Raw genomic sequence first — 26938 nt, 5'->3', positions numbered from 1 at the left:
GCGTCGCCCGTGGCTTCACCGGCCGCGCGCGGAGAAGTGACCGTGCTGGCCGGTTCTCGACCGTTGCGCCCACCTGTTTGCGGCTTCGGAGAACGGCCCTCCCCGCTGCGGGGGAGACTGTGACGACGCCACGGCAAGGAGGCCCGAACGAGCTGGACCGAGATTCCCGGCGGGATGACGACGAACCTGCCGCCGACGGTGGTCATCGGACCGGACGACGACCTGTTCGTGTTCGCGGTGGGCACGGACCAGGCCGTGCACGTCAACCGCAAGGCCGGTGGCTCGTGGGGGACGTCGTGGACGAAGATCCCGGACGGCACACGAAGTGCGCGGTTTTCGCCGCGCTCGACTCCATGGGCGAGGTCGCCGTCACCGTCACCGGTCTGGACGGCAGGTTCTACTGCTCCCAGCGGTCCCGGGACGACGGCACCTGGAGCGGCTGGCAGTCCTTCGACGGGGGCACCGGGTCGTCACCGACGACGCTCGCGGGAGCCAGCGACTCCAAGCAGTACGCGTATGTCTTCGCCGGCAACGACAAGCACGTCTACGCCGACGGCGACACCTACAAGATCGCGTTCTGATCGGCCCGTTCGCCGCGCCCCGGCCCCGGTCGGGCAGCTCACGCTTGCGTACCCGCGCCAGCGGGAGGGGCCGGCCGTCTCGGTCGTGACCCTCCCGACTCCCTTGCGGGACACGCACTTCCGCCGGACCGAGCCGCGTGGTGCTTCGACGCGCTCGCCGAGGACTTCGTCGATCACCGACGGCCTGCGCCACGCGGTCGACCGCTTCCGCGAGCAGGACGGAGTGTGGCGGATGACCGCGTGCACGGTCGGCCAGATGGGAGTCCACAGCTCCTTCCCGGTGCCCGGCGCCGAGCGCGCCCACCACCGCCTCGGCGCGCACCCCGCGCGTCCGGCCCCGGGCGGGGACCGGGCACCTCCACCAGCGGGACGAACAGGTCACCCGGAGGGCGCAACGCGGGCCCGTTCGGCCCTGGCGGCCTTCGCGCCGGGGGACGAGTATCGGGAGCAGCAGCGGCCGACCGGTGCCCTGCGCACGGCGGAGGAGGCGCGTCATGGGGCAGTCGGGGCAGTTCTCCCCGCAGTCACCCATCCGGGTGTTCCTGCTCGACGACCACGAGGTGGTCCGGCGGGGGCTGCACGACCTGCTGGACGCCGAGCCGGACATCGAGGTGGTCGGCGAGGCGGGCAACGCCGACCACGCGCTCGCCCGGGGGCCCGCGCTGCGCCCGGACGTCGCCGTGCTCGACGTGCGGCTGCCGGACGGCGACGGCATCACCGTGTGCCGCGAGCTGCGCTCGTCCGTCCCCGAGCTGGCGTGCCTGATGCTGACCTCGTTCGACGACGACGACGCGCTGCTGGACGCGATCATGGCCGGGGCCGCGGGCTACGTCCTCAAGCAGATCAAGGGCGCCGACCTCGTCGACGCGGTCCGTACCGTCGCCACCGGCCAGTCGCTGCTGGACCCGGCCACCACGGCGCGGCTCATGAGCACGCTGCGCGGCGACCGCGCCCCCGCCGCCGCCACGGAGCAGCCGCTGGACGAGCTGTCGCCGCGCGAGCGGGAGATCCTGGACCTCGTCGGCGAGGGCCTGACCAACCGGCAGATCGGCGAGCAGCTCTACCTCTCCGAGAAGACGGTCAAGAACAACGTCTCCCGGCTGCTGGCGAAGCTCGGCGTGGAACGCCGGGTCCAGGCCGCCGTGATCGCCACCCGCGGTGCCGGGGAGGGCGACGGCCACCACTGAGGCCGTCCGCGAAGTCCGCCGTGTCCGCGGTGTCCGGGCCGCGGGTCGCCGTTCGGCCGGACGGCGGAGCGACCCGCCGTCCGCCGTCGCGTACGTCGGCCCCGGCCCCCGCGGTGTCCGGCAACCGCCTCAGCCGCCCGCCGGGTCGAGCGGTACGCGCCAGGTCAGGCGGGTGCCCCCGCGGGGGCCGGGGCCGACGTCGAACCGGCCGCCGAGCCGCTGCGCGCGCCGGGCGAGGTTCGCCAGTCCGCGCCGGGGAGCGTCTTCCGGGACCCCTGTGCCGTCGTCGGTGACCGTGACGGTCAGCCGTCCGGCGGCCACGGCGAGGGTGACCTCGGCGCTGCGGGCCCGTGCGTGCCGTGCGGTGTTGGACAGCGCCTCGGACACCACGGCGAGCGCCTCGTCCGCGACGGCGGGCGGTACGTCGGTGTCGAGCAGCCCTTCCAGGCGCAGCGCCGGGGTGAAGCCCAGCGGCCCGGCGGCCTGCTCCGCCTCGGCCGCCGCCCGCGCGCGCAGCCCCGGCGGGCGGCCGGTCGCCTCCTGGGCGCGCAGCCCGAAGATCGTGGCACGGATGATCTTGATGGTCTCGTCCAGGTCGTCCACGGCCCGCCGCAGCCGCTCCGCCGCCTGCGGGTGGTCGACGAACCGCTCGGCGCTCTGCAGGGTCATTCCGGTGGCGAAGAGCCGCTGGATGGCCAGGTCGTGCAGGTCGCGGGCGATCCGGTCGCGTTCCTCCAGCACCGTCAGCTGCTCCGCGACGCGCCGCCGCTCGGCCAGCCGCAGGGCGAGTGCGGCCTGGCCGGTGAACGCCAGCAGCGGCACCGTCCCGGCCTCCGAGAAGGGCACCGCGCCCTGCTCGCGGGCCAGCAGCACCGCCCCCCGTACTCCTTCGTCGGTGATCATCGGGACGGCGACAGCGGGCCCGAGCCCGCCGAACCGCGGCGGTCCCGCGCTCGCCCGCGGGTCCTTGCGGACGTCCTCGGTGAGGATCGGTGCCCGCGCGGCCATCGCGGCCCCCAGGAAGGACCCCTGCTGCGGGAGGACAAGACCGCGGTGGTCGCCCGCGCCCGTTCCGACGGCGATCATCACCTTCAGGTCGTCGCCGTCGCCCGCGGGCAGGGCCAGGACGCCGAGGTCGGCGGAGGCGATGTCCCTGGCGTGCTGGACGATCCGCTCCAGCACCTCCTCCTCGCCGGCGCCGGACAGCAGGCCCGCCACGATGTCGGCGTCGGCCTCGATCCAGCGCTGCCGGTCACGGGCCGCCTCGTACAGCCGGGCGTTCTCGACGGCGACGCCCGCCGCCACGGCGAGCGTGCCGAGGACCGTCTCGTCCTCGTCGTCGAACCCGCCGCCGCCGCGTTTCTGCGTCAGGTACAGGTTGCCGAACACCGTGTCGCGGACCCGGATCGGCATCCCGAGGAAGCTGTGCATCGGCGGGTGGTGCGGCGGGAAGCCGTACGACGCCGGGTGGTCGGCGATGTCGCTCAGCCGCAGCGGTACGGGGTGCCGGATCAGCTCGCCGAGGATGCCGTGCCCCGAGGGCAGCGGTCCGATCGCCGCGGCCTCGTCCGCGGAGACCCCGACGGTGAGGAACTGCGTCAGCCGGCCGCCCTCCACGACCCCGAGGGCGGCGTACTCGGCGTCCACGAGCACGGCGGCCGCTTCGACGATCCGGCGCAGCACGTGCGTGAGGTCGAGTTCCCTGCCGACGGACAGCACCGCCTCCAGCAGGCCGTGGATACGGCTCTGCGTGCCGTGCGCGAGAGGCAGCCGCTCCTGCAGGTCGCCGAGCAGCTGCCCGGTCTCCAGCCGGGGCAGATGCGCCTCGTTGCCGCCGTCGGCCTGGCCCACTGCGTCCTCCGGGATGCGTTGCGTGCCGTGCCCGGCACCGCCCCCGCCGTCTGCCACGGTAGCGGCCGCCCGGCCCGGCCGCCGCCCGGAGCGGTCCGTCCGGTGCGTGCCGTCCGGTGCGTGCCGTCCGGTGCGTGCCGTCCGGTGCCGGGCCGCGGAAAGAGTCGTCCGGCCCCTCCCCCGGGTCCGTGCTGCTCATGCGCCGGACCCCGCGCGGCACCGAGGCTGGGAGAGGCTGGGAGGGGAGACCGGCGCGATCGCCGCCAGGGGAACGGCCGCGGGTCAGGGGTGGGTGAGGAGGCGGACGCCATGGCACGGGAATCCGGGCCGGTGGGCGACATCGGCCGACGGCTGGCGCTGCGCCGGCGCGAGCTCGGCCTCAGCCGTGAGCAGGTGGCGGAGCGGGCCGGTATCGCCCCCGAGTACCTGCGGTACGTCGAGGAGCGTCCTTTCGCCGCTCCGGGATCGACCTTCCTGCTGAGGGTCGCCGGGGCGCTGGACACCAGCGTGTCCCGCCTGCACGGCGCCGACGCCGGGCTGCCGCCGGGGCTCGGGGAGGCCGCGGACGCCCCGCGGCTGACCGCGCTGGACCCCGACGAGTGCCGCACGCTGCTGTCCGACCACGGAATCGGCCGGGTGGCGGTGACGACGGACGACGGTCCCGCGGTCCTCCCGGTCAACTACTCGGTGGTGGACGGCGCCGTCGTCTTCCGGACGGAGCGGACCGCCGCTCCCGCGCTGGCGGTCGGCCACCGGGTCGCCTTCGAGGTGGACCGGGCCGACGAGGCGCTCAGCGAGGGTTGGAGCGTCCTGGTCGTCGGCCCCGCGTCCGCCGTCACCGATCCCGGGGCCGTACGCGGCCTGGGGGCGCGGACGGCCTCCGCGCCGTGGGCAGGCGGCGGGCGCCTGCTGTGGGTGCGGATCGAACCGGAGCGGATCACCGGCCGCCGCATCACCGCGGACTGACCGGGCGGAGAACCCCGGGACCGCCGGTTCCGGGGTTCAGCGGGTCCGGCTCACCTGCGCGGCAGGACGGCCACCGGGCAGTGCGCGTGGTGCAGCACCGCGTGCGTGACGCGTCCGAGGCCGCCGCCCAGCACATGGGCCGGGCGCCGCGTCCCCATGACGAGCAGATCGGCCGACTCCGAGGCGTCCACCAGCGCCCCGGCGACCGATCGCGAGCGCAGCGCCTGTTCCGTGACCGTCAGGCCGGGGAACTCGGCGCGGACCGGACCGACCGTCCGCCGGGTCGCCTCGGCCTCGGACCTGGCGACGGCGTCCACGTCGACGGCCACCGCGCCCATGCTGCCGACGTTCTCCAGGAACATCCACACGCTGACGACCCGCAGCGCCGCCCCGCGCCGCTCGGCGGTACGGGCGGCGAACCGCACCACCTCCCGGTCGCCGTCGTCCCGGACCGCGGCGACCACCGTCCCTTTCGCCTCCTCGGGCACGGTCCGCACCACGACCACCGGCCCGCGGCTGCGGGCGGCGACCCGCAGGCTGACCGAACCGAGCAGCAGCGACGTGAAGCCGCCCCGGCCGCGCGAGCCCACGACCAGCGTGTCCCCGGCCCCCGCGGCCTCCAGCAGGCTCGCCGCCGGCTCGCTCCTGCTGAGCGTGGTGGCGACGTCCAGGCCGGGATACCGCTCGGCGACGGTGGCCTGCACGCGGTCGAGCAGCCGGCCGCCCTCGGTGATGATGACCTCGGCCTCGTCCGGCGTCCAGTAGCCCTGCCGCTCGGCGCCCACACCGTGGACGACGGTCAGCGGCCGCTCGCGGGCCGCCGCCTCCGCCGCCGCCCACAGCACGGCCCGGTCGGCGTGCTCCGAGCCGTCGGTGCCGACCACGACCGGGCCCAGGCCGCCTTCGTTCGCCGCCGTGTCCGCCATGTCCTCGCCTCCGCTCCCTTCGGCTCCACGGCTCCGCCGGTGTGCGGGAAGCGCCGTGGAGATCCCGGTTCCGCTCTCCTCCGTTCCCTTCCATGGTCGCCGTGGGCAGGGTGTCCCGCTCGTGCCGAAGGGCCCTGCGCCGGGGACGGAAGGCCCTGCGCGCCGTGGCGGCGCTCAGTCGTGGGCGACCACGGCGACCGGGCAGGGCGCGTGGTGCACCACCGCGTGGGCGGACGACCCGATGCGGGCGCCGAGGGGCACGCGCCGCGTGCGGCGGCCCACGACGAGCAGTCCGGCCGCCCTGCCCGCGCCCACCAGACCGTCCACGACCGGCCCCTCCGCCAGGTCCTCCACGACCCGTACTCCCGCGAACTTCGCACGGTACGGCTCGACCAGCGAGGACAGCTCCTCCGTCTTCTCCACGTGCAGCTCACGCTTCAGCTGCGGGCTGAGCGCGGGCACCGTGTAGCCGTACGTGCGGTGCAGGTCCCACAGGTGCAGCACGCGCAGGACGGCGCCGCGGGCCGCGGCCTCCTCGAAGGCGAACGTCATCAGGGCGTCGCAGGGACGGCCGAGGTCGACTCCGAGGACCACTTCCGCGTCCTGCCCGCGCGGCTCGCCGCCCGGCTCGCGCACCAGCACCACCGGCCGGTCGCACCGGGCCACCACCTGCAGGCCCACGGACCCGTACACGTAACCGGCGAGCGCCCCGGCGCCGCGCGACCCGAGGACCACCATCGCGGCGTCTCCTGCCGCGTCCACCAGCTCCTGTACGGGGCTCCCGGCCACCTGCTCGGCGGTCACGGCCACCTCCGGGTGGTCCTCCGCCACCCGCCGCGCGGCTTCGAGCGTGCGCTCCTCCTCCCACATACGCAGTCCCTCGGGTCCGGGCGAGAACTGCACGTTGCTCGTCGGAGCACGCCAGACGTTGAGCATGCGCACCGCCGCACCCCGTACGGCGGCCTCGCGCCCCGCCCATTCGGCCGCCGCCCCGCTCGCCGGCGAGCCGTCGATCCCGACGACCAGTTGCTCCACCATCGCTGCCACCACCTGCCACGGCCGCTGATCGGAACGTCCCCTTCTGCCGCCAGTGTCCGCCCCGGCACGCCCGGCCCGGTAGGGCCGAACGGGGTCGCCTCCGGTCCCCGTCACGGCGCAGGGCACCGTGTCGACCGCCCACGGCCGCTGACGGAACGGAGAGGGACGCGGTCCGGGAGTACACCGGACGGCGCGCACCGGCTGCCCGGCAGCGCTCGGGAGGCTGCCCCTCCGTACCGCCACCGCCGGTCGGGCCCGCGCACACCCGTGACCATTACTTCTACAACATGTAGTAGATTGACGCGCGGCCCCCGGCCCCCGGCCCGCACGGTCCGGCCCCCGCGGGGCCGCGTGTCCGGTGTGCCCCGGGACCGGACCGCCATCGCACGTACGGCGCGTGTGCGCGCCCGCCGAGAAGGGCGACCACATGAGCGCGAACACCGAGCCGACCGGGTCCCGGGCGGCACCCGCCGGGGCGGGACGGCGCCGGATCGTCGTCATCTCCGCGGGCATGGGCGCGGGACACGACGGGGCCGCCGACGGGCTGCAACGCCGCCTGGAGGAGCGGGGGTTCGGGGTCGACCGGTACGACTTCCTGGACATGCTCCCGGCGGGACTCGGCCGACTGCTGCGCGGCACCTACCACCAGCTCCTGACCTGGGCGCCCGCCGGCTACCGCCGGATCTACGCCGCGACGGAGCAGGCGCCCCGCCCCGGTGCCGCGGTGCGCGCGCTGCTGCGTGCCGCGGGCCGCCGCGCGGTGCGGACGGTCGGCGCGGACACGGCCGCGGTGGTGTCCACGTACCCGGGGGCGAGCCAGGTGCTCGGTGCGCTGCGCCGCAGCGGCGCGCTCCGGGTGCCCGCGGTCACGTACCTGACCGACTTCTCCGTCCACGCGCTGTGGGTGGCACCCGGGGTGGACCTGCATCTGGCGGTGCACGCGATACCGGGAGCGGAGGCGAGGGCCCGCGGCGCCACGGCGGTCACGGTGGCGGGACCGGTCGTACGCCCCGGCTTCCGCCCCGCCGCCCCCGGTGAACGGCTCGCGGCCCGGCGGCACTTCGGCCTTCCCGAGCAGGCGCCGCTCGCGCTGCTGGTGTCCGGCTCCTGGGGCGTCGGCGCGGTGGAGCGGGCGGCGGCCGAGATACGCGGCAGCGGCGCGGCCGTCCCCGTGGTGGTCTGCGGACACAACCGGGCGCTCGCCGCACGGCTGGCCGCGGCGGGCGTCGGTCATGTCCACGGCTGGGTGCGGGAGATGCCCGAGCTGATGCGGGCGTGCGACGTCCTGGTGCAGAACGCGGGGGGTCTGACCTCGCTCGAAGCCTTCGCCTCCGGACTGCCGGTGGCCAGCTACCGCTGCATACCCGGTCACGGACGGGCCAACGCCGCCGCGCTCCAGGAAGCGGGCCTCGCGCTGTGGATCCGCCAGGCGCCGGAACTCGCCGCCGGGCTGCGGGACGTGCTGCACGGCCCGCTCGGGGCGCGGCAGCGCGCCCTCGGCCTGGAGCTGTTCGCTCCCGGCCGTGACCCGGTGGCTGCGGTAGCTGCGGTGGCCGCCGTCGCGGAGCGCGCACCGGCCCCCGCCGTACCGCCCGCGGCGCGGGTGCGCCGCCGTCCGCGGCTCGCCCTCGCGATGGCCGCCACCGCGGTCGTCGCGGGGCTCGGCATCGGCGCACCGGTCGTCGAGGCGTACGCCGACTCGCCGCAGAGCTTCGGCGCGATCACCCACCTCCTCGAAGGGGACAGCAAGTGACCACCCGCACCTCCGTGACCCGTACCGCCCTGCGCACCGGGGCGGTGGCCGCCTCCGCGCTCCTGGCCGTGCACGCGGGACCGGCCCTGTCGACCTTCGGGCCGCTGCGCAACCGGCTCATGCCGCGGCTGTCCGGGCGGGGCCGGCCCGACGACGTGGCGCTCACCTTCGACGACGGGCCCGACCACCTGTCGACACCGCACTTCCTGCGGCTGCTCGACGCCCGCGGGGTCCGGGCCACCTTCTTCCTCCTCGGCTCGATGGCCGTCCGCTCCCCCGGCCTGGTGACGGAGATGGCCGAGGCGGGGCACGAGATCGCCGTGCACGGCTGGTCCCACCGGCCCGCGCTGCTGCACCGCCCGCGCGCGGCCTACGACGAACTGGCCCGCGCGCGGGACCTGCTCGGCCGCCTCACCGGCCGCCCGCCCCGGCTCTACCGGCCGCCGTACGGGATCATGACCGCCGGTACGTACGCGGCCTGCCGCCGCCTGGAGCTGACCCCGGTGCTCTGGACCGCGTGGGGCGAGGACTGGCGCCGCCGGGCCACCCCGCAGAGCGTGCTGGACACGGTGCTGGCCGATCTGCGCGGCGGCGGCACCGTGCTGCTGCACGACTCCGACTGCACCTCCGCCACCGGCTCGTGGCGCACCACCCTGGCCGCGCTCCCCGGGCTGCTGGACCACTGCCGGGAGCGCGGCCTCACCGTCGGTCCGCTGCGTGGCCACGGCGCGCTGCCGGTGGCGGGCTGGGCAGGCGGCCGCAGCCGCGGCGGCTGCCCCGCCCGGTAGTAGTCTGGTCCCTCTACGAGGGGCGGCGATGTGAGCAGGCAGCAGGGCGCGGCGGCCGGGCGGCGCGCACCGGGCGAGCTGGAGAGCGAGGTGCTCGCGGCGCTGTGGGCGGCCGGCGAGCCGGTCGGCGCGGGCGCCGTGCGCGAGCAGGTCGCGGGCGACCCCGCGTACACCACCGTGCTCACGATCCTGACCCGGCTGTACGACAAGGGGCTGGTCACCAGGAAGCGCGCGGGGCGCAGCTACCTCTACTCGCCCGTGCGCGACGAGGCCGGGCACGCGGCCGCCGGGATGCGGAATCTGCTGGAGCACGGCGGGGACCGCGCCGCGGTGCTGGCCCGCTTCGTCTCCGAACTGCCGGCCGAGGACGAGAAGCTGCTGGAGCAGTTGCTGCGCGACCACATGACCGGCCCCGACGACGGCGCCACCCGCTCCTCCGGCGCACGGGACTGACCGTGCCGCACACGGGCGGGCCCGCGCGATTCCCGCGCGATCCGGGACGGCGCCGCGGCCGCCCCCTGGGCGCGGCCGGCACGCGGAGGAGCACGGTACGGGCGGTGCGGGGATGAGCGGCATCGGGATCGGCCTGTGCGCGCCCCTGCTGGTCGGCACGCTCCTGGCGCTGGCGGCGCCGCGCTTCCGCGACCTGCTGCCGCCCAGGACCGCGGCGTGGCTGCTGCTGTCGGCCGCGGTCGTCTCGACCGGGGTGTGGGTCGCGGGCCTGGCCATGATCGGCTCCACGATCGTCGGGCAGATCCCCGAAGTGGCCGAGGCCGGGCGCTGGTCACCGCACCTGCTGGCCGCGCACTCGCCCTTCGACCGGCCGGTGGGCGCCGCGTGCGCGCTGGCGCTGATCGGCTGCGGCGCCGCGCTGGTCGTGGCCTCGTGGCGCCGGGTCACCGTGCTCGTCGGGATGTGGCGCGAGTGCCGCGACCTGCCCGCCACCGGGGATCTGACGGTCGTGGACGACCCGGCACCGGCCGCCTTCGCCCTGCCCGGGGCGCCCGGCAGGGTCGTGGTCTCCTCCGGGATGCTCCGCGCGCTGTCCCGGGACGAGCGGCAGGCGCTGCTGGCGCACGAGCGCGCCCATCTGCGGCACCGCCACCACGTCTTCCTGCTCGTCCTCCAGGTCTGCGCGGCGGTGAACCCGCTGCTGCGCCCGCTGGCGAAGGCGGGCGCCTTCACGCTGGAGCGGTGGGCCGACGAGGAGGCGGCCGATGTCGTGGGGGGCCGCCCGCTCGTCGCGCGGGCCATCGCGCGGGCGGCCCTCGCCGCCGGACGCCCGCCGGAGCGGGCGCTCGCGGCGACCTCAGGGCCGGTGCCGCAGCGCGTCACGGCCCTGCTGGCACCGCGCCGCCCGGCCCGCCGTCCGCTGGCCGTGGGCCTCGCCGCCCTCATGACGGTCTGCTGCGCCAGCACCGCCCTCGCCGCCCAGGACGTCGACGCCCTGTTCGACGGGGCCGCCTCGCCGTCCCGTCCGGCCGCCGCCCGGCACCTGCCCGCCGCGGCGGACGTGCCGGGCGGCCCGGGGCGGGCCCGCCCCGGGAGCGGGCCGCGTCAGCTGCGTACTGTCTCCAGCTGCTCGGCGGGCTCGGGCTGCACGTCGGAGCGGCTGACCGCGAGGTAGGCGACCAGGGCGGCGATGAGCAGGGCGAGCACCAGTGCCACCGGGCCGTCGCCCAGGCCGAGCCCGCTGCTGCCGCGGGGCTTGGCGAGCCCGTCGGCAACCGAGGCGCCGAGCGGCCGGGTGATGACGTAGGCGGTCCAGAACGTCAGGACCGCGTCCCAGCGCAGCCAGTACCGCCCGGCCGCCGGGATCGCGATGAGGACGGCGAACAGGAGGGCCGAGGAGCCGTAGCCGAGGTGCGCGGTGACGGCGGTGAGGTCGCCGAGCGCCGTACCCATGGCGAAGGTGGCCATGACGGCCGCCCAGTAGAACGCCTCGCGCCGCGGTGTGTCGATGCTGTGCACGGACAGGGTCTTCTCGGTCGCCCGCCACGACACGAAGACGGCGGCCAGCACGAGCGCGTAGAACAGGCTGGAGACGGCGTACGGGACGCCGATCGCGACATGGACGACGTCGGCGGCCATCGTGCCGAACACGCCGACACCGGCCACCGCCGACCAGTACGTCCACGCCCGGTAGCGCGCGGTCCGGAACTGGGCCACCAGGGCGGCGAGGAATCCGGCGAACCCCAGCAGGACGGCGAGCGGCGGGGCCATCACGCCCACCAGGTAGTCCGAGACGGACTCGCCCATCGCCGTCGAAAGTCCCTTGACCAGCCAGAACACGGCGGTGATCTGCGGGACGCGCAGGGCGCCGGCGGTGGTGAGGCCGGGGCGGGAGTGGCGTGCGGAGGACGTCACGGGGATTCCTTGCGGGGCGCGGCGACGGAGGGGGCCGCCGACGATCACGCGGTCCGCCGTGATACTACAACTCGTAGGAGATGGCCGCGAACGGGCCGCGCGCCGTGTAGTACCGCGGTACCACGGGCGCCGCACGGTTCAGCCTCCGGTACCACCGAATCGCCGCGGCCGGGACCTAGCGTTGCAGGTGAGGCGCCGGATCCACCGACGCCGAACCCTCGACAGGAAGAGCGCGCCCATGATCGACGCACGGCAGCTGACCAAGCGCTACGGCGAGAAGACCGCGGTGGACGGCCTGGACTTCACCGTCAGGCCCGGCACGGTGACCGGCTTCCTCGGGCCCAACGGCGCGGGCAAGTCCACCACGATGCGCATGATCGTCGGCCTCGACGCCCCCAGCGGCGGCTCCGTCACGGTGAACGGCCGGCACTACGCGCAGCACCGCGCGCCGCTCCAGGAGGTCGGCGCCCTGCTGGAGGCGAAGTCGGTCCACCCGGGCCGCTCGGCGTACCGCCACCTCAAGGCGCTGGCGCTGACCCACGGCATCCCGCTGCGCCGGGTCGACGAGGTCATCGAGATCGCCGGGCTCGGCAGCGTGGCCAGGAAGCGGGCCGGGGCCTTCTCGCTCGGCATGGGCCAGCGGCTCGGCATCGCCGCGGCGCTGCTGGGCGACCCGCAGACGGTGATGCTGGACGAGCCCGTCAACGGACTCGACCCCGAGGGCGTCCTGTGGATCCGCAACCTGCTGACCTCGCTCGCCGCCGAGGGCCGCACCGTCTTCGTCTCCTCGCACCTGATGAGCGAGGTCGCGCTGGTGGCCGACCACCTCATCGTCGTGGGCCGCGGGCGGCTGCTGGCCGACACGACCGTGCGGGACCTCGTCCGCGCCGGGGGCGGCGACACCGTGACCGTGGCCACGCAGGACCCGACCCGGCTGCGGGACGTGCTGGCCGGGCCGGGCGTGGACGTCACCGGGCTGATCGGCTCCGAAGAGCTGCAGGTGACGGGGCTGACCGCGCGCGAGATCGGCCTGAAGGCCGCCGAGCACGGGATCGCGCTGTTCGAGCTGAGCACCCGCCAGGTGTCGCTGGAGCAGGCCTTCATGGATCTGACCAGGGACGCCGTCGAATACCACGGCTCCACCGCCGGCAGCGGCACGACCACCGAACCCCTCGGGAGGACGGCATGAGCACCCTCACCGCCACGGAGCAGACGCCGCCGCCCGCGGCCCCCGCCCGTCCCGTCTACCGGGTGACCGGGCGGCGGGTGCTGGCCTCGGAGTGGGAGAAGCTCTGGTCCCTGCGCTCGACCTGGATCACCCTCGGCCTCGGCCTGCTCTTCCTGGTCGCGTTCGGGCTGATCGCGTCCGGGCGGTACGAGTCCACGTACGGCTCCCCGCACATGGACCACGACTTCGCCACCTCGACCGCCGTGAGCCTGTCGCTCTTCGGCACCAACTTCGCCCAGCTGGCCCTCGGCGTCCTCGGCGTGCTGGTCACCGCGGGCGAGTACTCGACCGGGATGATCCGCTCCTCGCTCGCGGCGGTGCCACGCCGGCTGCCGGTGCTGTGGTCCAAGGCCGCGGTGTTCGGCCTCGTCGCGCTGGCCGTCGCCCTGGTGGGCGTGTTCGTCGCCTTCTTCTTCGGCAGCCGGATCGTCTCGGGCACCCCGGCGGCCATGGGCTTCTCGCACCCCGGTGTCGTCCGCAGTCTGCTGGGCGCCGCGCTCTACCTGGGCCTGGTCGGAGTGATCGGCACGGCGCTGGGCTCGCTGCTGCGGTCGGTGGCCGGGGGCATCTCCGTGCTCGTCGCCGCGCTCATGCTCGTACCCGGCCTGGCCTCGCTGCTGCCGTCCTCGTGGCGGGACGACGTCACCCGCTACCTGCCGAGCAACGCGGGCGAGTCGATGTTCGCCCTGACCCACGACAGCACCAGCCTGTCGCCCGGCGCCGGACTGCTCGTCCTCCTCGGCTGGACGGCCCTCGCCCTGGCCGGCGCCGCCTACCGGCTGCTGCGCAGCGACGTGTGACGGCCCGCACGATGAGGAGGTGCCCCCCATGACCTCCCCCGGTGCGCCCGCGGCAGCGGCCTCCCCGGCCGCTGCCGCCCCGGCCCCCGTCCCTTCCGTGAGCGCCGCGGCGGACACCGGCGCGGACACCGGCCTGGCGGGGCCGCTGGCCGCCCGGCTCTCCCGGGCCGCGCAGCGGCTGCGGCGGGCCGACCGGGCGCACCCGTGGGTGCTGGACACCGCGCTCCTGGCGCTGGTCTTCCTGGCGTTCTGCCTCCCCGACCTGCTGCACGGCGAGGACGGCGACGGGCCGCGCCGCTTCCGGCTGGCGTTCGCCCGGCTGCCCGTCGCCGGGATGCTCGCCCTCCAGGCCGGGCTCGTCGTCCCGCTGCTGTGGCGGCGGCGCCGACCCGCGGTGGCCTTCGGCGCCGTGACCGGCGCCTTCGTCCTCCAGTTCTGGCTGGGCGCGGCGCTGCGCGCGGACATCGCGCTGTTCATCGCCCTGTACAGCCTCGCCCTGCACGGGCGGCTGCGGCAGCTGCCGTGGGCCTGCGGGGCCACGGCCGCCGCCATGGTGCTGGTCGCGGTGCGGGCGTCGGCCGCGGTGTCGGTCGGGGACGCGCTGTTCTTCCTGTTCAGCACGGCGACCGCGGCCCTCGCGCTCGGCCTCATGGTGCGGGTGCGGCGGGCCCAGCTCGCCGGGCTGCGCGAGCGCGCGGCCCGGCTGGAGGTCGAGCGGGACCAGCGCGGCCGGCTCGCCGCCGCGGCCGAACGCGCCCGGGTGGCCCGCGACATGCACGACATCGTCGGCCACAACCTGGCCGTCATCATCACCCTCGCCGACGCCGGGGGCTACGCGGGCGCCGCCGCTCCCGAACGCGGCAGGGAAGCCCTGCACCTCATCGGCGAGACCGGCCGCCAGGCGCTCGGCGAGCTGCGCCGCGTCCTCGGTGTCCTGCGGGAGGCCGCGAGCAGCCCGCAGGACGGCCCGGAACTGCGCCCGCAGCCCGGTCTCGGCGACATCGGCGCGCTGTGCGAGGGCGTACGCGCCGCGGGCCCCGAGGTCGTCTACCGCACCTGCGGCCCCGTCGAAGCCCTCGACAGCGGGGTGCAGCTGACGGTCTACCGCATCGTCCAGGAGGCCCTGACGAACTCCCTCAGGCACGCCGGCACCGGCACCCGGGTGAACCTGGAGATCGTCGCCGGACCCACCCGGCTGGTCGTCAGGGTCCAGGACACCGGCCCGGGCGGCGACTCCCGCACGCGCGGCCCGGTGAACGAGGACGGCCACGGCCTGGTGGGCATGCGCGAGCGCGCCGCCCTCTACCGGGGAAGCCTCAGGGCGGGCCCGGACGGGCCGGGCTGGAGCGTCGAGGCCGTGCTCGACCTCACCCCGCCGGGCGGTGCCGGATGACGACCGTGCTCGTCGTGGACGACCAGCCCCTCCAGCGCTACGGCTTCCGCCTCCTGCTCGGCTCCGTTCCCGGTACGGAGGTCGTGGGCGAGGCCGCGCACGGCGCCGAGGCCGTCCGCCTGGCGGCGGAGCTGCGCCCCGACGTCGTCCTGATGGACGTCCGCATGCCCGGTATGGACGGCATCGAGGCCACCCGCCGGATCACCGCCACCGGCGACCGCTCCCGCGTCCTGGTGCTGACCACCTTCGACCTCGACGAGTACGTCCACGCGGCCCTGCGCGCCGGGGCGAGCGGCTTCCTCCTGAAGGACGCCCGCCCCGAGGAACTGCTCTCCGGGATCCGCGCCGTCGCCGCCGGGGACGCCGTGATCGCCCCCGCCCTCACCCGCCGCCTGCTGCGCGAGTTCGCCCACCTGGCCCCGCCCCGCCCCGCGGGCCCGGCCGCCGGGCGGGGGCTGGAGGCGCTCACCGACCGCGAGCGGGAGATCCTCGTCGCGGTCGGCCAGGGCTGGAACAACGCCGAGATCGCGTCCCGTTTCGTGCTGTCCGAGTCCACGGTGAAGACGCACGTCGGCAGGGTCCTCGCCAAGATCGGCGCGCGCGACCGCGTCCAGGCCGTGATCTTCGCCTACGACCACGGCCTGGCCCGCCCGCACACCGGCTGAGCCCGCGGCCGGTGCCGCGGTCCGTACGGGGTCAGGCGCCGGGGAGGGTGACCTCGACGTCCTGCTGCGCGACCTCGCCGGGCATCCCTTCCGATGACGTCCGGGTGCTCCCGTGACCGCCGCGGTCCCGGCGGTCAGCGGTCGGGGGTCAGGATCTCCACGCCGCGCGCCGCGAGCTGTCCGAGGACCTCGTGCCGGGCGTCGGCGTCGGTGACCAGTCCGCTGACCTCCTCCCAGGGCAGGACCCGGAACCGCGAGGCCGCGCCGATCTTCTCGGACGAGGCGAGGACGTAGGTCTCCGCGGATCTCGCGGCCAGGGCGCGTTTCATCGCGGCCTCCTCGGCGTCGCCGGTGGTCAGTCCCGCCTCCGGGTGGACACCGGTGACGCCGAGCAGGAACAGATCGGCGGAGACGTTCCGGGCCGCCTCGACCGCGGCCGCGCCGCAGGCCACCGCGGAGTGCTTGAAGACGCGGCCGCCGAGCAGGAAGACCTCCACCCGCGGACGGTCCAGCAGCGCGACCGTGACCGTCGGACTGTGGGTGATCACGGTGCAGGCCAGGTCCGCGGGGAGCGCCCGCGCGACGGCGAGGGCGGTGGTGCCGCCGTCCAGGATCAGGGCGCTGCCGGGCCGCACCAGGGCGGCGGCCACCGCGGCGACCTTCTTCTTGCCGTCGGGGGCGACCGCCTGCCGGGCGGTGAGGTCCGCGACCGCCGGCGACACCGGCAGCGCGCCGCCGTAGACCCGCTGACACAGTCCCTCGGCGGCGAGATCGCGCAGGTCGCGGCGCACACTGTCCTCGGAGATGCCCAGTTCGGCGGCGACGTCCTTGGCGACGACCTTGCCCGTCCGGGCAAGCAGGCCCAGCAGGTGGTCACGCCGTTCGGCAGCCAGCATCCTTGTTCCCTCCCGTTCTTGCACGTTTCTGCGTGTATCGTAGCGCGCCATGACCGACAAGCCGATGCTCATCCTCATCGCCGGGCCCTACCGCTCCGGCACCCATGGCGACCCGCGGGCCATGGCGGCCAACCTCGCCCGTCTCGAATCGGCGGCGTGGCCGGTCTTCGCCGCCGGTCACCTCCCCGTGATCGGGGAATGGGTCGCGCTGCCGGTGCTGCGCGCGGCCGGCGCGGGCCCCACCGATCCTCTCGCCGACCAGGTGCTCTACCCGACCGCCGAACGCCTGCTCGCCCACTGCGACGCGGTGCTGCGGCTCCCCGGCGAGTCCACCGGAGCCGATCAGGACGTCGCCGTCGCCCGCGGCCGCGGCCTGCCCGTCTACCACTCGGTGGACGAGATCCCGCGGCGGCTCCAGGCGGCCGGGGAGACCGCGTGAACGCCCGCCCCGGCGTCGACGTCCCGGACCACCGCGGCCGTACCGGGCTGGACCGGGCCGGGCGCGATCTGGACCGCAACCCCGGCGTCGTCGTCCGCGACGTGGAGCTCACGTCCCAGGGGTGGCACGTCCTGCGCCGGACCACCTTCGACTACCGCCGCCGCGACGGACGCTGGGTCACCCAGCAGCGGGAGACCTACGACCGCGGCAACGGCGCGGTCGTGCTGCCCTTCGACGCCGGGCGCGGCTGCGTGCTGCTCACCCGTCAGTTCCGCTACCCGGCCTACGTCAACGGCCATCCCGACGGCATGCTCGTCGAGGCCGCGGCCGGGCTGCTCGACGGCGACGACCCGCTCGTGGCCGTCCGGCGCGAGAGCGCGGAGGAACTCGGCGTCGTTCTCGGTCCGCTCACCCATGTCCTCGACGCGTACATGAGCCCCGGCTCGGTCACCGAGCGCCTGCACTTCTACGCCGCCCCCTACACGGCGGCCGACCGCACCGGGAACGGCGGCGGGCTGGAGGAGGAGGGCGAGGACATCGACGTGCTGGAACTGCCGTTCACCGAAGCCCTCGCCATGGTCCGCGACGGACGGATCGCGGACGGCAAGACCGTCCTGCTCCTGCAGTGGGCCGCCCTCGACGGCCCGTTCTCCCCCGCGGCGGGCACCGGCGGCGGTGCGCACCGGCCGGTCACCGGCCGGTGACGGCCCCCGAGCGGATCACCGCCCGGGGGCGGCGGTGAGAACGCTCATGGAGGTGCCCTGGTAGGTCGCCCCGAGGACGCGCAGCCCGCCGAGCAGCACGGTCATCGCGCGCGGACCGAGCATGAGCAGATCGGCCTGGTCGACGGGGCGGTGCTCGGCGGGCAGGCTGTCGTCCTTGCCGAGGTGGTTGCGGAAGCCGGCGGCGACCGTTTCCAGGGGGCGAACCCTTCGACGTCGGTCCGGTCCTGGGCGGCGTCGACCCGGCCGGGGGTGAAGGGCACCCGGACGGGGTGGCCGGCGTCGCGTGCCGCCTTCTCCACCCCGGCGCACCCGGCCAGGCCGACGAGGTCGGCGACGGAGACGCCGCCGCCCGCCGGGCGGGCGGAGTCGAAGGCCTCGCGCACCCCGCCCAGGCGGTCCAGGACACCGGCGAGCCACCGGGGTTCGTTGGCCTCCCAGTCCTTCTGCGGCGCCGGCCGGATACGGGCGCCGTGGGCGCCGCCGCGCTTGTCGCTGCGCCGGAAGGTGGCGGCCGACGCCCACGCGACCCAGCTGCTCGGCCGGCGCCTCGGGCCCCGGGTAGCGGCCGACCGGTCCCATGTCGCGGTGCGTCAGCTTGAACCAGGCCCGGGCGAAGGCGTCGGCGAACTCGTCCGGGTGCTCCAGGAAGCGCCGGCAGATCCGCGCGTAGGCGGGATCGACGCGCATGGCCACGTCGAGGGTGAGGCGGTTGGGCCGCCACTGCCGGATGCCGTCCCCCTTCATGGGCCCCCCGACCGGCCGCACCCCGCCGCGGTCGCGCGCGACACCGGCCGGGGCACGCGCCCGCGTCCCCCGGCGCGGTGCGGCTCAGCCGCCGAGGAGCCCCGCGAGATCGCCCGTGGTCAGCGCGCGCATCAGCACGTCGCCGCGGCCGTCGGCAGGACGGCCCGTGAGCCGGACGACGTGCTGCGGGCCGCCCTCGACCGTGACCTTCGCACCCGTCAGCAGCTGCGACCACGGCTGGTCGGCGGAGCGCGAGGTGCCCGAGGCGAGCCGGGTGCGCAGCCGCGCCGCGAGCGCCTGCGCGGCGGACGCGGAGGAGTTCGTGCGGCACAGCTCGTTCGTCAGGCTCCCCGCCGAGTCGCCGCGGGTGCCGACGCCGAGCACCGCGCCGCCCGCGCCGGACCTGAGGTCACCGGTCCCGCGGTCGGTCAGCTCGGCGGCCAGCGGGTGGTCGAGGCACTCCGCGACCGCGGTGAAGGCGGGGTCGCCGCCCAGGGTGTGACCGCCGTCGGCGTCGACGCCGTCGAGCGCGGCCAGCGCGGGCGCGTGGACGAGCGACGAGCCGCCGGTGCGCACGAGGTTGAACTGCCCGAGCGCCGCGCCGGTGAACGTGCTCGCGAGCGGACCGGTCATGGAGATCTTGTGGTCCTGCTGGAGGCGCCAGGTCTTCCCCGCCGGGCCGTCCTTCTCCTGCTTGCCGCCGAGTCCCTCGATCTTGGGTGTCACCGCGGCCGGGTCGATGCCGCCGTCGAGCCGGCCGCCGGTGTCGGGCGGGTTGCCCGCCTCGACGGCGAGGTCCGCCTTGCGGCCGTCGAAGCCGAAACTCTCCTGCGTGAGCTGGACGTAGGGCGCCACCTCCTCCCATCCGTGCCCGCTGAGCTGCGAGGCCGCCGGGTCCGAGCCCGTCAGGCCGGCCTTGCGCTGGGCGGCGAGGTCGCCGAAGTCGACCCAGGCGCGGTGCCCGGCCGTGTCGGTGATCCTGCCCAGCTCGGTGCGCAGCGGGTCACTGGCCGCCGCGGGGTCTGCGGTGCCACCGCCGCCGCACCCCGTGACCGCCGCCGCGGCGAGCACGACGGCCCCCGTGATCACTTTCGCCCGCATCCCCATCGCCCGCCCCTGTCCTTCCGTGTTCTCCTCGCGCGCCCCGCGCGCCGGTCGGCCTGCTCGCCTCCGCGGCCCTCGCGGGGCCCGGGTGCCGCCGTCCGGAAGTCCGGGCGGTGGCGGCGACGTCGGGAAGGACGCGGCAGGCGGCGAAACGGATGCACCGGGACGCCGGACGGTCACGCACCCTTCCGAGGTTGAAGCGTGAACCGTTTACCTCGCCGGGATGCGCGAACCATGGCTTCATCTTGTGAACGGACAGCCCGGATGCCGGGCCGCGGGTCAAAGGCTGGTCCTGATCGTGGTCCAGACCTTGACCCGGACCTGTCATGCGAGTTCAATCACACCCGCACCACGGGCACACAACCGGCCGCAGCCCGGCAAACCGGTCGCCGGTCCCGCGACGGGCCGCGGGGACGGACGGCTCCACGAGAGCGCTCCGCCCCCACCGCACGTGCCCGGCAGGACGTCCCCGGGCGGTGGCCGCCACCACGGGCTTGTCTCCACGTCCCGAAACGTACCCCGAGGAGGACCGCGCCCGTCCCCACGACCGCCCGCTCCCGATCCCCCACCGGCACCGCCGGAACACGCCCCGCCCGAGGTCCCCCCACCGGAACTCCCCCTCGGCAGATGCTTGGAGGCATCGTGCACACGTTCCGCAAGAAACCGGCGCGGCGGCGGACGCCGTATCTCGCCGCCCTGCTCCTGGCCGCCGCCAGCGCCGGAGCGGCGGGCGCCGTCACCGCCCCCGCGGCGCGGGCCGCCGCGCCCGGCACCGGCGCCGCCCCCGCGGCGGCGAGCGCCTGTCCCTGGGTGCACTCCACCGCTCCGATCCCGGACCGGGTCTCCCAGGTCCTCGCGCAGATGACCACCGCCCAGAAGGTGAGCCTGGCCACCGGCAGCGGCGGCTCCAGCTACGTGGGCTTCACCGCGGCGATCCCGTCGCTGTGCATCCCGGCGATGAACCTGGAGGACGGACCGGCGGGCGTCGCCGACGGGATGACGAACGTCACCCAGCTCCCGGCCCCGGTCGCCGTCGCCGCCACCTGGGACACCGCCGCCGAGCAGTCGTACGGCCATGTCATCGGCGCCGAACAGGCCGCCAAGGGCACCACGGTGGACCTCGGCCCGACCATCAACATCGACCGGGACCCGCGCTGGGGCCGGGCGTTCGAGTCGATCGGCGAGGACCCGTACCTCAACGGGCAGATGGGCGCGGCGAACATCCGCGGCGTGCAGTCCACCGGGGTGATGGCGCAGGTCAAGCATCTGGCCGTCTACAACCAGGAGACCAGCCGCAACACCCCTTCGGACAACGCGGTGATCAGCGACAAGGCCATGCAGGAGATCTATCTGCCCGCCTTCCGTGACGCGGTGGGGCAGGGCGCGGCCTCGTCCGTGATGTGCTCCTACAGCACCGTCAACGGCACCTACGCCTGCCAGAACCCGTACCTGCTGAACACCGTGCTGCGCCAGCAGTACGGCTTCCAGGGCTTCGTCACCTCCGACTGGGGCGCCACCCACTCCACGGCCCCCTCGGCGAACTCCGGTATGGACCAGGACATGCCGGGCAACGACGGCTTCTTCGGCAGCGCGCTGACGAACGCGGTCAACGGCGGCTCGGTCAGCCAGGCCACTCTCAACACGATGACCGGCCGCATCCTCACCGAGATGTTCGCCTTCGGGCTGTTCGACAAGGCGCCCACCGGCTCACCGGGCGCGGTCGCCACCAGCGCGGCGAACAAGGACACGGCCACGCAGCTGTCCGCCGAGGGCACCGTGCTGCTCAAGAACAGCGGCAGTGTGATGCCGTTCGGCTCGGGCACCTCCTCGATCGCGGTGATCGGCGCCGACGCCTCCGGCAGCCCGCAGACCGCGGGCGGCGGCAGCGCGGCGGTCGGCTCCATCGGCACGGTCACCCCCTTGCAGGGCATCACCGCGCGGGCCGGCAGCGGCGTCAGCGTGAAGTACGACAGCGGGTCGAACACCTCCTCGGCCGCGTCGCTCGCGGCCTCCTCGTCGGCCGCGGTGGTGTTCGTCAGCGACTTCGAGTCCGAGGGCAGCGACCTGGGCGGCATCGACCTGCCGTCCTCGGCGAACAGCCTGGTCTCGGCGGTCGCGGCCGCCAACCCGAACACCGTCGTGGTGCTCAACACCGGCTCCGCGGTGACCATGCCGTGGCTGAACTCCGTCAAGGGTGTCCTGGAGGCGTGGTATCCGGGCCAGAACGACGGCACGGCCATCGCGTCGCTGCTGTTCGGCGACACCAACCCGTCCGGCCATCTCCCGGTGACCTTCCCCGCCTCCCTCTCCCAGGTCCCCGCGCACACCACCGCGCAGTGGCCGGGCAGCAACGGCCAGGTGCAGTACTCCGAGGGCGTGGACGTCGGCTACCGCTACTACGACGCGAACAACCTCACCCCGCTCTTCCCGTTCGGCTACGGCCTGTCGTACACCTCCTTCGCCTTCAGCGACCTGCACGTGGGCACGCTGACGGCCGGTGGGACGGCCACGGTGACCGCCACCGTCACCAACACCGGCTCGCGGGCAGGCTCGGATGTCGCGCAGCTGTACGTCGGCAAGCCGTCGGCGGCCGGTGACGCGCCGCGCGAGCTGCGCGGCTTCAGCCGGGTCACGCTCCAGCCCGGCGCGAGCCGGACGGTCACCTTCCAGGTCGGCCAGAGCGACCTCCAGGCGTACGACGCGGCGTCCGGCACGTGGAAGACCGCGACCGGCGGCTACGGCATCTCCGTGGGCGACTCCTCGCGCGGCCTGCCGCTGACCGGCACGCTCGACGTGACCGCCGCCCAGCTCGGCACCCCGCTGACGCTGACGAACCCGGGCGCACAGGAGGGCCTGACGGGCGCGGCGGTCTCCGTGCAGATGGGCGCGCACGACACCACGGCGGGCCAGACCCCGGCGTTCACCGCGACCGGGCTGCCCGCGGGGGTCTCGATCTCGTCCTCGGGCGCCGTCACCGGCACCCCCACCGCCGCGGGCACCAGCACCGTGACGGTCACTGCACGGGACGCGGCCGGCGCCACCGCCTCGGCGTCCTTCCTGTGGACGGTGGTCCCGGCGGACGCCGCCCTCTCCGGCCAGCTCGTCGGCTACCAGGGGCTGTGCCTGGACGTGGCGGGCGCGAACTCCGCCGACGGCACGAAGGTCGACGTCTACACCTGCAACGGCACCACCGCCCAGCAGTGGACGGTGGGCACCGACGGGACGGTGCGGGCGCTCGGCAAGTGCCTGGACGTGACCGCCGCCGGGACCGCCAACGGCACCAAGGTGCAGCTCTACACCTGCAACGGCACCGGCGCGCAGAGCTGGCAGCCGCAGGCCGACGGCACCCTGCGCAACACCGGGTCGGGCAGGTGCCTGGACGACACCGACCGGTCCACCACTCCGGGCACCCAGGTGCAGATCTGGGACTGCGCGGGCAGCGCCAACCAGATCTGGCGCCGGTCCTGAGTCCTCCGGGGCATCCGGGCCACGCCCGGGTGCCCCGCGGCGCCCGCTCACCACAGGGCGCGCCCGTATCGCGGAACAGGGGCGAAAGCATGTCCATCATGACAGGCCGGCGCCGTATTTCGTAGGACGGAACGCACAGTTCGCGCGGCTTGTCCGGTCCGTTCCCCGCCTCCCACAATCTCCTTCGTGCGTCGTCAGGAGACAGGGGGAACGGTGACGATCGATCACGACCCGGTGCTGCGCGCCCGCGCGGTGCTGCTCGGGTCCGGCCGGCCGAGCCGGGCCGAACTGGTGGGCGCGTACCGGGTCCTGGCCGAGGTGAGCCCACGGGCGTACCGGCCGAGGCTCGTCGACGCCCTGCTCGAACTGCGCTACGACAGCCGGGATCCGCAGGTGGACCTCGCACTGGCCGCCGAGGCCGTCCGGGCCGCGCGCGGGACACCGGCCGGGGAACCGAACCGGGCGGGGCGGTTGCGTCAGGCCCTCGACGCCCACCAGGCCTCGCTGTTCGCCCTGGGCCGCAGGGCGGAAGGGCTCGCGGTCTGCGCGGAGCTGGCAGAGGCGGGCCGGAGCGCGCCCCTGGCGAGCGCGCTGGCCGAGGAGGGGCGCTTCGGGGAGGCCGCGGAGGTCGACGAGGAAGCCGCCCGCACCGGGAACCCGGACACCTCCTTCTGGGAGGCGGTGCGGCGGGCGGCGAACCTGGAGGCCGCCGGGCGGTACGACGCGGCGTCGGCCGTCCTCGGCGAACACCTCCGGAAGACCCGGCGCAAGACGGACGGGCGGCGCACCCTGCGGGCGATCCTCACCTGGGAGCTGGTCCACCTCTCCCGGGTGCGGGAGGCCGCCGGGGACCGGGCGGGCGCGGCGGACGCCCGGCGCGAGGCCCTGGGCGTCCTGGAGCAGCTCGCGGCCACGGGCGAGGCGGGGAACCCGAGTTGCATCCTCTCGTGGTGGAGATCGCTCTTCCTGCTGTCGGGGCGGGCGGCCGAACCCGCCCCGAGCCGCGCAGCGCCGATGCCGCCGTTCGGCGCGGAGTTCGGGTGGTCGCGCCAGGCACGGGAAGGGTTCCTCGGCATGCTGCCGGACCTCGAAGCGGAGGCGGCGCGGCTGCGCGAGGCCGGCCGGCTGCCCGAACTGGCCGACGTCCGGCGCAGGATCGTCATGCGCGCGGCGGTCCGCGAGGGCGACCGTCCGCACCGGTTCGGGGAGCGGTTCGCGCCGTACTTCGACGAGGGGGTGGCCCTCGCCCGCTGCCTGCCGGGCAGCCCCGCACGCCTGGCCCGCGCCCTCACCGACCGTGCCATGTTCCTGGTCGCGGCACGGACCTACGCACCCGCGTACGCCGACTTCGCCGAAAGGGTGGCCCTGGACGCGCCCGCGGGCGGCGGGTTCTCGTGAGCGCATCCTTCAGGTGACGGCGGCATATTCCCGCAAGGGGAAGGAAATGCACGAGGTGCACGGATACGTCCCCTTCGAAGGAGTGCCGCCGATGCGACGCGCCGTCACCACCGTCCTGCTCACCACCGCACTGTTCACCACCGCACTGCTGACCACCGCGCCGCTCGCCGTCGCAGTGGCCACGTCCCCCACCTCCCCTTCCGTCGCCGGGATCTGGATGGAGGACTGCCTCGTCGGGGGCGGCCACCCCGTCACGGAGGGCGGGGCGCTGACGTGCCACGGCGGGGAGTTCGACGGCCAGGTGATCGACGCGGAGTGACCGACGCAGGATGAACGGGCCCTCCCACCGGATCTTCGTCTACACAGCTGTAGACCAACTGCTAAGGTTTGCCTAAGCTAATGGCTCGGCAGTCGGCCGAGGCGGTCCCGGGAGGGCACCTTCATGTGGGACAACATGTTCCCCAACTTCCTCATAGGCCTGCGAGAAGGCCTGGAGGCCGGCCTGGTGGTCTCGATCCTCGTGGCCACCCTGGTCCGCGGCGACAACCGGGAGCGGCTCCCGCAGGTGTGGACGGGCGTGGCCGCCGCCGTCGGGCTGTCGCTCAGCTTCGGCGCGGTGCTGACGTTCAGCTCGCAGCAGATGCCCACCAGCGCCCAGGAGGCCTTCGGCGGCTTCCTCTCGGTCGTCGCGGTGGCCTTCGTCACCGTGATGATCTTCTGGATGCGCCGCAACGCGCGCAACCTCTCCGGGGAGATCAAGGAGAAGGTGGCCGCCGCGCTCACGATGGGGGCCGGCGCGCTCGTCGTCACGAGCTTCCTCGCGGTCGGCCGCGAAGGGCTGGAGACCGCGCTCTTCCTGTGGACCAACGCGCAGACCGCGCACGGCTCCAGCGCCGGGCCGCTGCTCGGCGGGGCGATCGGCCTCGTGGTGGCGACCGGCCTGTGCCGGGGGCTCTACACGCGCGTCCTCAAGATCAATCTGACCCGGTTCTTCACCTGGACCGGCTTCGGGCTGATCGTCATCGCGGCGGGCGTGCTCGGGTACGGCCTGCGCGACCTCCAGGAGGGCAAGGTCCTGCCGGGCGGCGGCTCGTACCTGGTGGACGTCTCGGCGCACATCGACGCGACCTCGTGGTACGCGCAGCTCGTGCAGGGGGTGCTCAACCTCACGACGCAGATGACGTGGCTCCAGGTCGTGGCGTACGCGGGATATCTGGCCGTGGTCATGCCGGTGTTCGTCCGGGGGCTGCGGGTCGCGCCCGCCGCTCCCGGGGCCACCGCGGCGGAGGGGGCCACCGACACGCCCGCGTCCGCCGCCGGGCGAATGCCGCGCTGGACCGTGCCGGTCGCCGTGCTCGCCGTTCCGGCCGTGGTCGCCGGCCTCGTCATCGCGGCGTCCGGCGGGAAGAAGGCCGCGGCCTCGACCGTGAGCGTGTCGGAGACGGACTGCGGCAAGGGCTTCACGGCCCCGCGCCCGGGCCGCCAGACGTTCCGGATGCACAACACCGGCAGCAAGGCGTCCGAGGTCTATCTCATCGACCCGGTCGGCAACGCGGTCTACGGCGAGATCGAGGGCCTGGCCCCCGGCACCACCCGCGACCTGGTCGCCACCGTCGGCAGCGGCGCGTACGCCTGGCGCTGCGTGCCGACCGGCGGCAAGGCCGTGACCTCCGCGACGGTCCGGGTCGACGGCGGCGGTTCCGCCAAGCCCGTGCTGCCGCTCGCCGCCGCGGAGCTGGAACCGCCGCTCGCCGCGTACCGCCGCTACGTGGACGCCGGACTCGGCAGGCTCCAGGCGCAGACCGCGAAGCTCGCCGCCGACCTCCGGACCGGGGACCTCGGCGCGGCCCGTACCGACTGGCTCACCGCACACCTCACGTACTCCTCGCTCGGCGCGGCCTACGGCACCTTCGCCGACTTCGACGCGAAGATCAACGGCCGCAAGGACGGCCTGCCCGGCGGTGTCGCCGACCCGGACTTCACCGGCTTCCACCGCATCGAGTACGGCCTGTGGCACGGGCAGTCCGCCGCCGCCCTGCGCCCCTTCGCCGACCGGCTCACAAGCGACGTGACCGGGCTGCGCGCGGCGTTCCCGACGCAGGACTTCGACCCGTCCGACCTGCCGCTGCGCAGCCACGAGATCCTGGAGAACACCCTCCAGTTCGAGCTGACCGGCGACACCGACCAGGGCAGCGGCAGCAGCCTGGCCACCGCCGACGCCAACCTGGCCGGCACCCGCGAGCTGCTCGCCGTGCTGCGCCCGCTGATCAGCCGCCGGGCACCGCAGCAGCTCACCGCCGTCGACGCCGACGTCACCCGCCTCCAGGGCCTGCTGGACGCCGCGCACCACGGCGCCGCCTGGACGCCGGTCGGGCGGCTGGACCCGGTGGCCCGGCAGAAGATCAACGGCGTGACCGGCCAGCTGCTGGAGGATCTGGCGCCCGTGCCGGACCTCCTGGAGATCCGGAAGTCCGCGTGACGGGCACCGCTCCGCCGGACCCCGTGCCCGGCGGATCCGCCCGCCCGCACCTGAAAGCCCCACCGACCGCCCGCACGCCGAAGACCCCACCGACCGACCGCATCCCGAAGGGAACCCCCCGATGCCCGCCGAATCCCCCCGC

Annotated in this window: 23 protein-coding genes and 1 pseudogene; 17 read left to right on the top strand and 7 right to left on the bottom strand. The window is 75.2% G+C overall.

The features are described from left to right. The first annotated feature begins 296 nt into the window (after positions 1–296). Positions 297–581: a hypothetical protein gene (locus ACH4PY_RS29365; protein WP_398189450.1), complete on the top strand. Its 285-nt coding sequence runs from the start codon at positions 297–299 to the stop codon at positions 579–581. 494 nt (positions 582–1075) lie between these two features. Further along, on the top strand, positions 1076–1768 hold the full coding sequence (locus ACH4PY_RS29360; RefSeq protein WP_398189447.1) for a response regulator: 693 nt from the start codon (positions 1076–1078) through the stop codon (positions 1766–1768). Between the two features lie 129 nt (positions 1769–1897). Here ACH4PY_RS29360 and ACH4PY_RS29355 read toward each other — a convergent pair whose 3' ends face one another. Beyond that, entirely contained in the window at positions 1898–3619 is a 1722-nt protein-coding gene (locus tag ACH4PY_RS29355) for a GAF domain-containing sensor histidine kinase (protein WP_398189445.1), read from the bottom strand. A 309-nt stretch (positions 3620–3928) separates the two neighbouring features. On the opposite strand from ACH4PY_RS29355, the gene ACH4PY_RS29350 reads away from it, so the two are divergent. Beyond that, entirely contained in the window at positions 3929–4585 is a 657-nt protein-coding gene (locus ACH4PY_RS29350) for a helix-turn-helix domain-containing protein (protein ID WP_398189442.1), read from the top strand. Between the two features lie 50 nt (positions 4586–4635). Here the strand turns inward: ACH4PY_RS29350 and ACH4PY_RS29345 are convergent, their stop codons facing one another. Both ACH4PY_RS29345 and ACH4PY_RS29340 read right to left on the bottom strand, forming a co-directional pair. After that, on the bottom strand, positions 4636–5511 hold the full coding sequence (locus ACH4PY_RS29345) for a universal stress protein (RefSeq protein ID WP_398189440.1): 876 nt from the start codon (positions 5509–5511) through the stop codon (positions 4636–4638). A 174-nt stretch (positions 5512–5685) separates the two neighbouring features. Continuing rightward, positions 5686–6549 carry a universal stress protein gene (locus ACH4PY_RS29340; protein ID WP_398189437.1) on the bottom strand — a complete coding sequence of 288 codons (864 nt, stop codon included), beginning with the start codon at positions 6547–6549 and terminating at the stop codon, positions 5686–5688. A 427-nt stretch (positions 6550–6976) separates the two neighbouring features. On the opposite strand from ACH4PY_RS29340, the gene ACH4PY_RS29335 reads away from it, so the two are divergent. The 4 genes from ACH4PY_RS29335 (at position 6977) to ACH4PY_RS29320 (ending at position 10717) form a co-directional block, all read left to right on the top strand. Next, positions 6977–8302 carry a glycosyltransferase gene (locus ACH4PY_RS29335; protein WP_398189434.1) on the top strand — a complete coding sequence of 442 codons (1326 nt, stop codon included), beginning with the start codon at positions 6977–6979 and terminating at the stop codon, positions 8300–8302. Positions 8303–8331: 29 nt separating this feature from the next. Further along, entirely contained in the window at positions 8332–9090 is a 759-nt protein-coding gene (locus tag ACH4PY_RS29330; protein ID WP_398189532.1) for a polysaccharide deacetylase family protein, read from the top strand. Between the two features lie 30 nt (positions 9091–9120). Continuing rightward, positions 9121–9543: a BlaI/MecI/CopY family transcriptional regulator gene (locus ACH4PY_RS29325; protein WP_398189431.1), complete on the top strand. Its 423-nt coding sequence runs from the start codon at positions 9121–9123 to the stop codon at positions 9541–9543. Positions 9544–9655: 112 nt separating this feature from the next. Beyond that, positions 9656–10717: a M56 family metallopeptidase gene (locus ACH4PY_RS29320; RefSeq protein ID WP_398189428.1), complete on the top strand. Its 1062-nt coding sequence runs from the start codon at positions 9656–9658 to the stop codon at positions 10715–10717. On the opposite strand, the gene ACH4PY_RS29315 is transcribed toward ACH4PY_RS29320, so the two are convergent. Next, entirely contained in the window at positions 10648–11457 is an 810-nt protein-coding gene (locus ACH4PY_RS29315) for a hypothetical protein (RefSeq protein WP_398189425.1), read from the bottom strand. The two genes, ACH4PY_RS29320 and ACH4PY_RS29315, sit on opposite strands and share 70 nt — an antisense overlap. 238 nt (positions 11458–11695) lie before the next feature. Here ACH4PY_RS29315 and ACH4PY_RS29310 point away from each other — a divergent pair, with 238 nt between their 5' ends. From ACH4PY_RS29310 to ACH4PY_RS29295, 4 genes are read left to right on the top strand one after another with little or no spacing between them, the layout of a single operon-like run. After that, positions 11696–12646 carry an ABC transporter ATP-binding protein gene (locus ACH4PY_RS29310; RefSeq protein ID WP_398189422.1) on the top strand — a complete coding sequence of 317 codons (951 nt, stop codon included), beginning with the start codon at positions 11696–11698 and terminating at the stop codon, positions 12644–12646. Beyond that, positions 12643–13485: an ABC transporter permease gene (locus tag ACH4PY_RS29305; RefSeq protein ID WP_398189419.1), complete on the top strand. Its 843-nt coding sequence runs from the start codon at positions 12643–12645 to the stop codon at positions 13483–13485. The genes ACH4PY_RS29310 and ACH4PY_RS29305 overlap by 4 nt, the downstream gene beginning before the upstream one ends. A gap of 28 nt (positions 13486–13513) precedes the next feature. Further along, positions 13514–14878 carry a sensor histidine kinase gene (locus ACH4PY_RS29300; protein WP_398189416.1) on the top strand — a complete coding sequence of 455 codons (1365 nt, stop codon included), beginning with the start codon at positions 13514–13516 and terminating at the stop codon, positions 14876–14878. Continuing rightward, complete coding sequence (locus ACH4PY_RS29295; protein WP_398189414.1) at positions 14875–15543, top strand: response regulator; 669 nt, start codon at positions 14875–14877, stop codon at positions 15541–15543. The genes ACH4PY_RS29300 and ACH4PY_RS29295 overlap by 4 nt, the downstream gene beginning before the upstream one ends. Before the next feature lie 134 nt (positions 15544–15677). Here the strand turns inward: ACH4PY_RS29295 and ACH4PY_RS29290 are convergent, their stop codons facing one another. Next, positions 15678–16439 (bottom strand): DeoR/GlpR family DNA-binding transcription regulator, encoded by a 762-nt coding sequence (locus ACH4PY_RS29290; protein WP_398189412.1) that lies wholly within the window; start codon positions 16437–16439, stop codon positions 15678–15680. Positions 16440–16488: 49 nt separating this feature from the next. Between ACH4PY_RS29290 and ACH4PY_RS29285 the strand changes: the two genes are divergently transcribed. Both ACH4PY_RS29285 and ACH4PY_RS29280 read left to right on the top strand, forming a co-directional pair. After that, complete coding sequence (locus ACH4PY_RS29285; RefSeq protein ID WP_398189410.1) at positions 16489–16878, top strand: DUF4406 domain-containing protein; 390 nt, start codon at positions 16489–16491, stop codon at positions 16876–16878. Further along, a complete protein-coding gene (locus ACH4PY_RS29280; RefSeq protein ID WP_398189406.1) occupies positions 16875–17582 on the top strand; it encodes an NUDIX domain-containing protein in 708 nt (235 codons plus the stop codon). The genes ACH4PY_RS29285 and ACH4PY_RS29280 overlap by 4 nt, the downstream gene beginning before the upstream one ends. A gap of 101 nt (positions 17583–17683) precedes the next feature. Here the strand turns inward: ACH4PY_RS29280 and ACH4PY_RS29275 are convergent. Together ACH4PY_RS29275 and ACH4PY_RS29270 are read right to left on the bottom strand one after the other, a co-directional pair. Further along, a pseudogene (locus tag ACH4PY_RS29275) lies at positions 17684–18067 on the bottom strand (peroxidase family protein); the annotation flags it as partial. Positions 18068–18431: 364 nt separating this feature from the next. Then, positions 18432–19436, bottom strand: a complete 1005-nt coding sequence (locus ACH4PY_RS29270) for a hypothetical protein (protein WP_398189403.1) — start codon at positions 19434–19436, stop codon at positions 18432–18434. Positions 19437–20093: 657 nt separating this feature from the next. Between ACH4PY_RS29270 and ACH4PY_RS29265 the strand changes: the two genes are divergently transcribed. From ACH4PY_RS29265 to efeU, 4 genes are all read left to right on the top strand, one after another. Then, the gene (locus ACH4PY_RS29265; RefSeq protein WP_398189401.1) at positions 20094–22919 is read left to right on the top strand and encodes a glycoside hydrolase family 3 C-terminal domain-containing protein; all 2826 of its coding nucleotides are present in this window, start codon (positions 20094–20096) and stop codon (positions 22917–22919) included. A 213-nt stretch (positions 22920–23132) separates the two neighbouring features. After that, positions 23133–24317, top strand: a complete 1185-nt coding sequence (locus ACH4PY_RS29260) for a hypothetical protein (RefSeq protein WP_398189398.1) — start codon at positions 23133–23135, stop codon at positions 24315–24317. A 46-nt stretch (positions 24318–24363) separates the two neighbouring features. Then, the gene (locus tag ACH4PY_RS29255) at positions 24364–24636 is read left to right on the top strand and encodes a hypothetical protein (protein WP_398189395.1); all 273 of its coding nucleotides are present in this window, start codon (positions 24364–24366) and stop codon (positions 24634–24636) included. A 123-nt stretch (positions 24637–24759) separates the two neighbouring features. After that, a complete protein-coding gene (gene efeU, locus ACH4PY_RS29250) occupies positions 24760–26796 on the top strand; it encodes an iron uptake transporter permease EfeU (protein ID WP_398189392.1) in 2037 nt (678 codons plus the stop codon). The last annotated feature ends 142 nt before the right edge of the window (positions 26797–26938 follow it).

This window comes from Streptomyces sp. NPDC021224, from assembly GCF_044332905.1.
Classification (GTDB): Bacteria; Actinomycetota; Actinomycetes; order Streptomycetales; family Streptomycetaceae; genus Actinacidiphila.
This window is presented reverse-complemented; position numbering and strand designations above follow the sequence as displayed.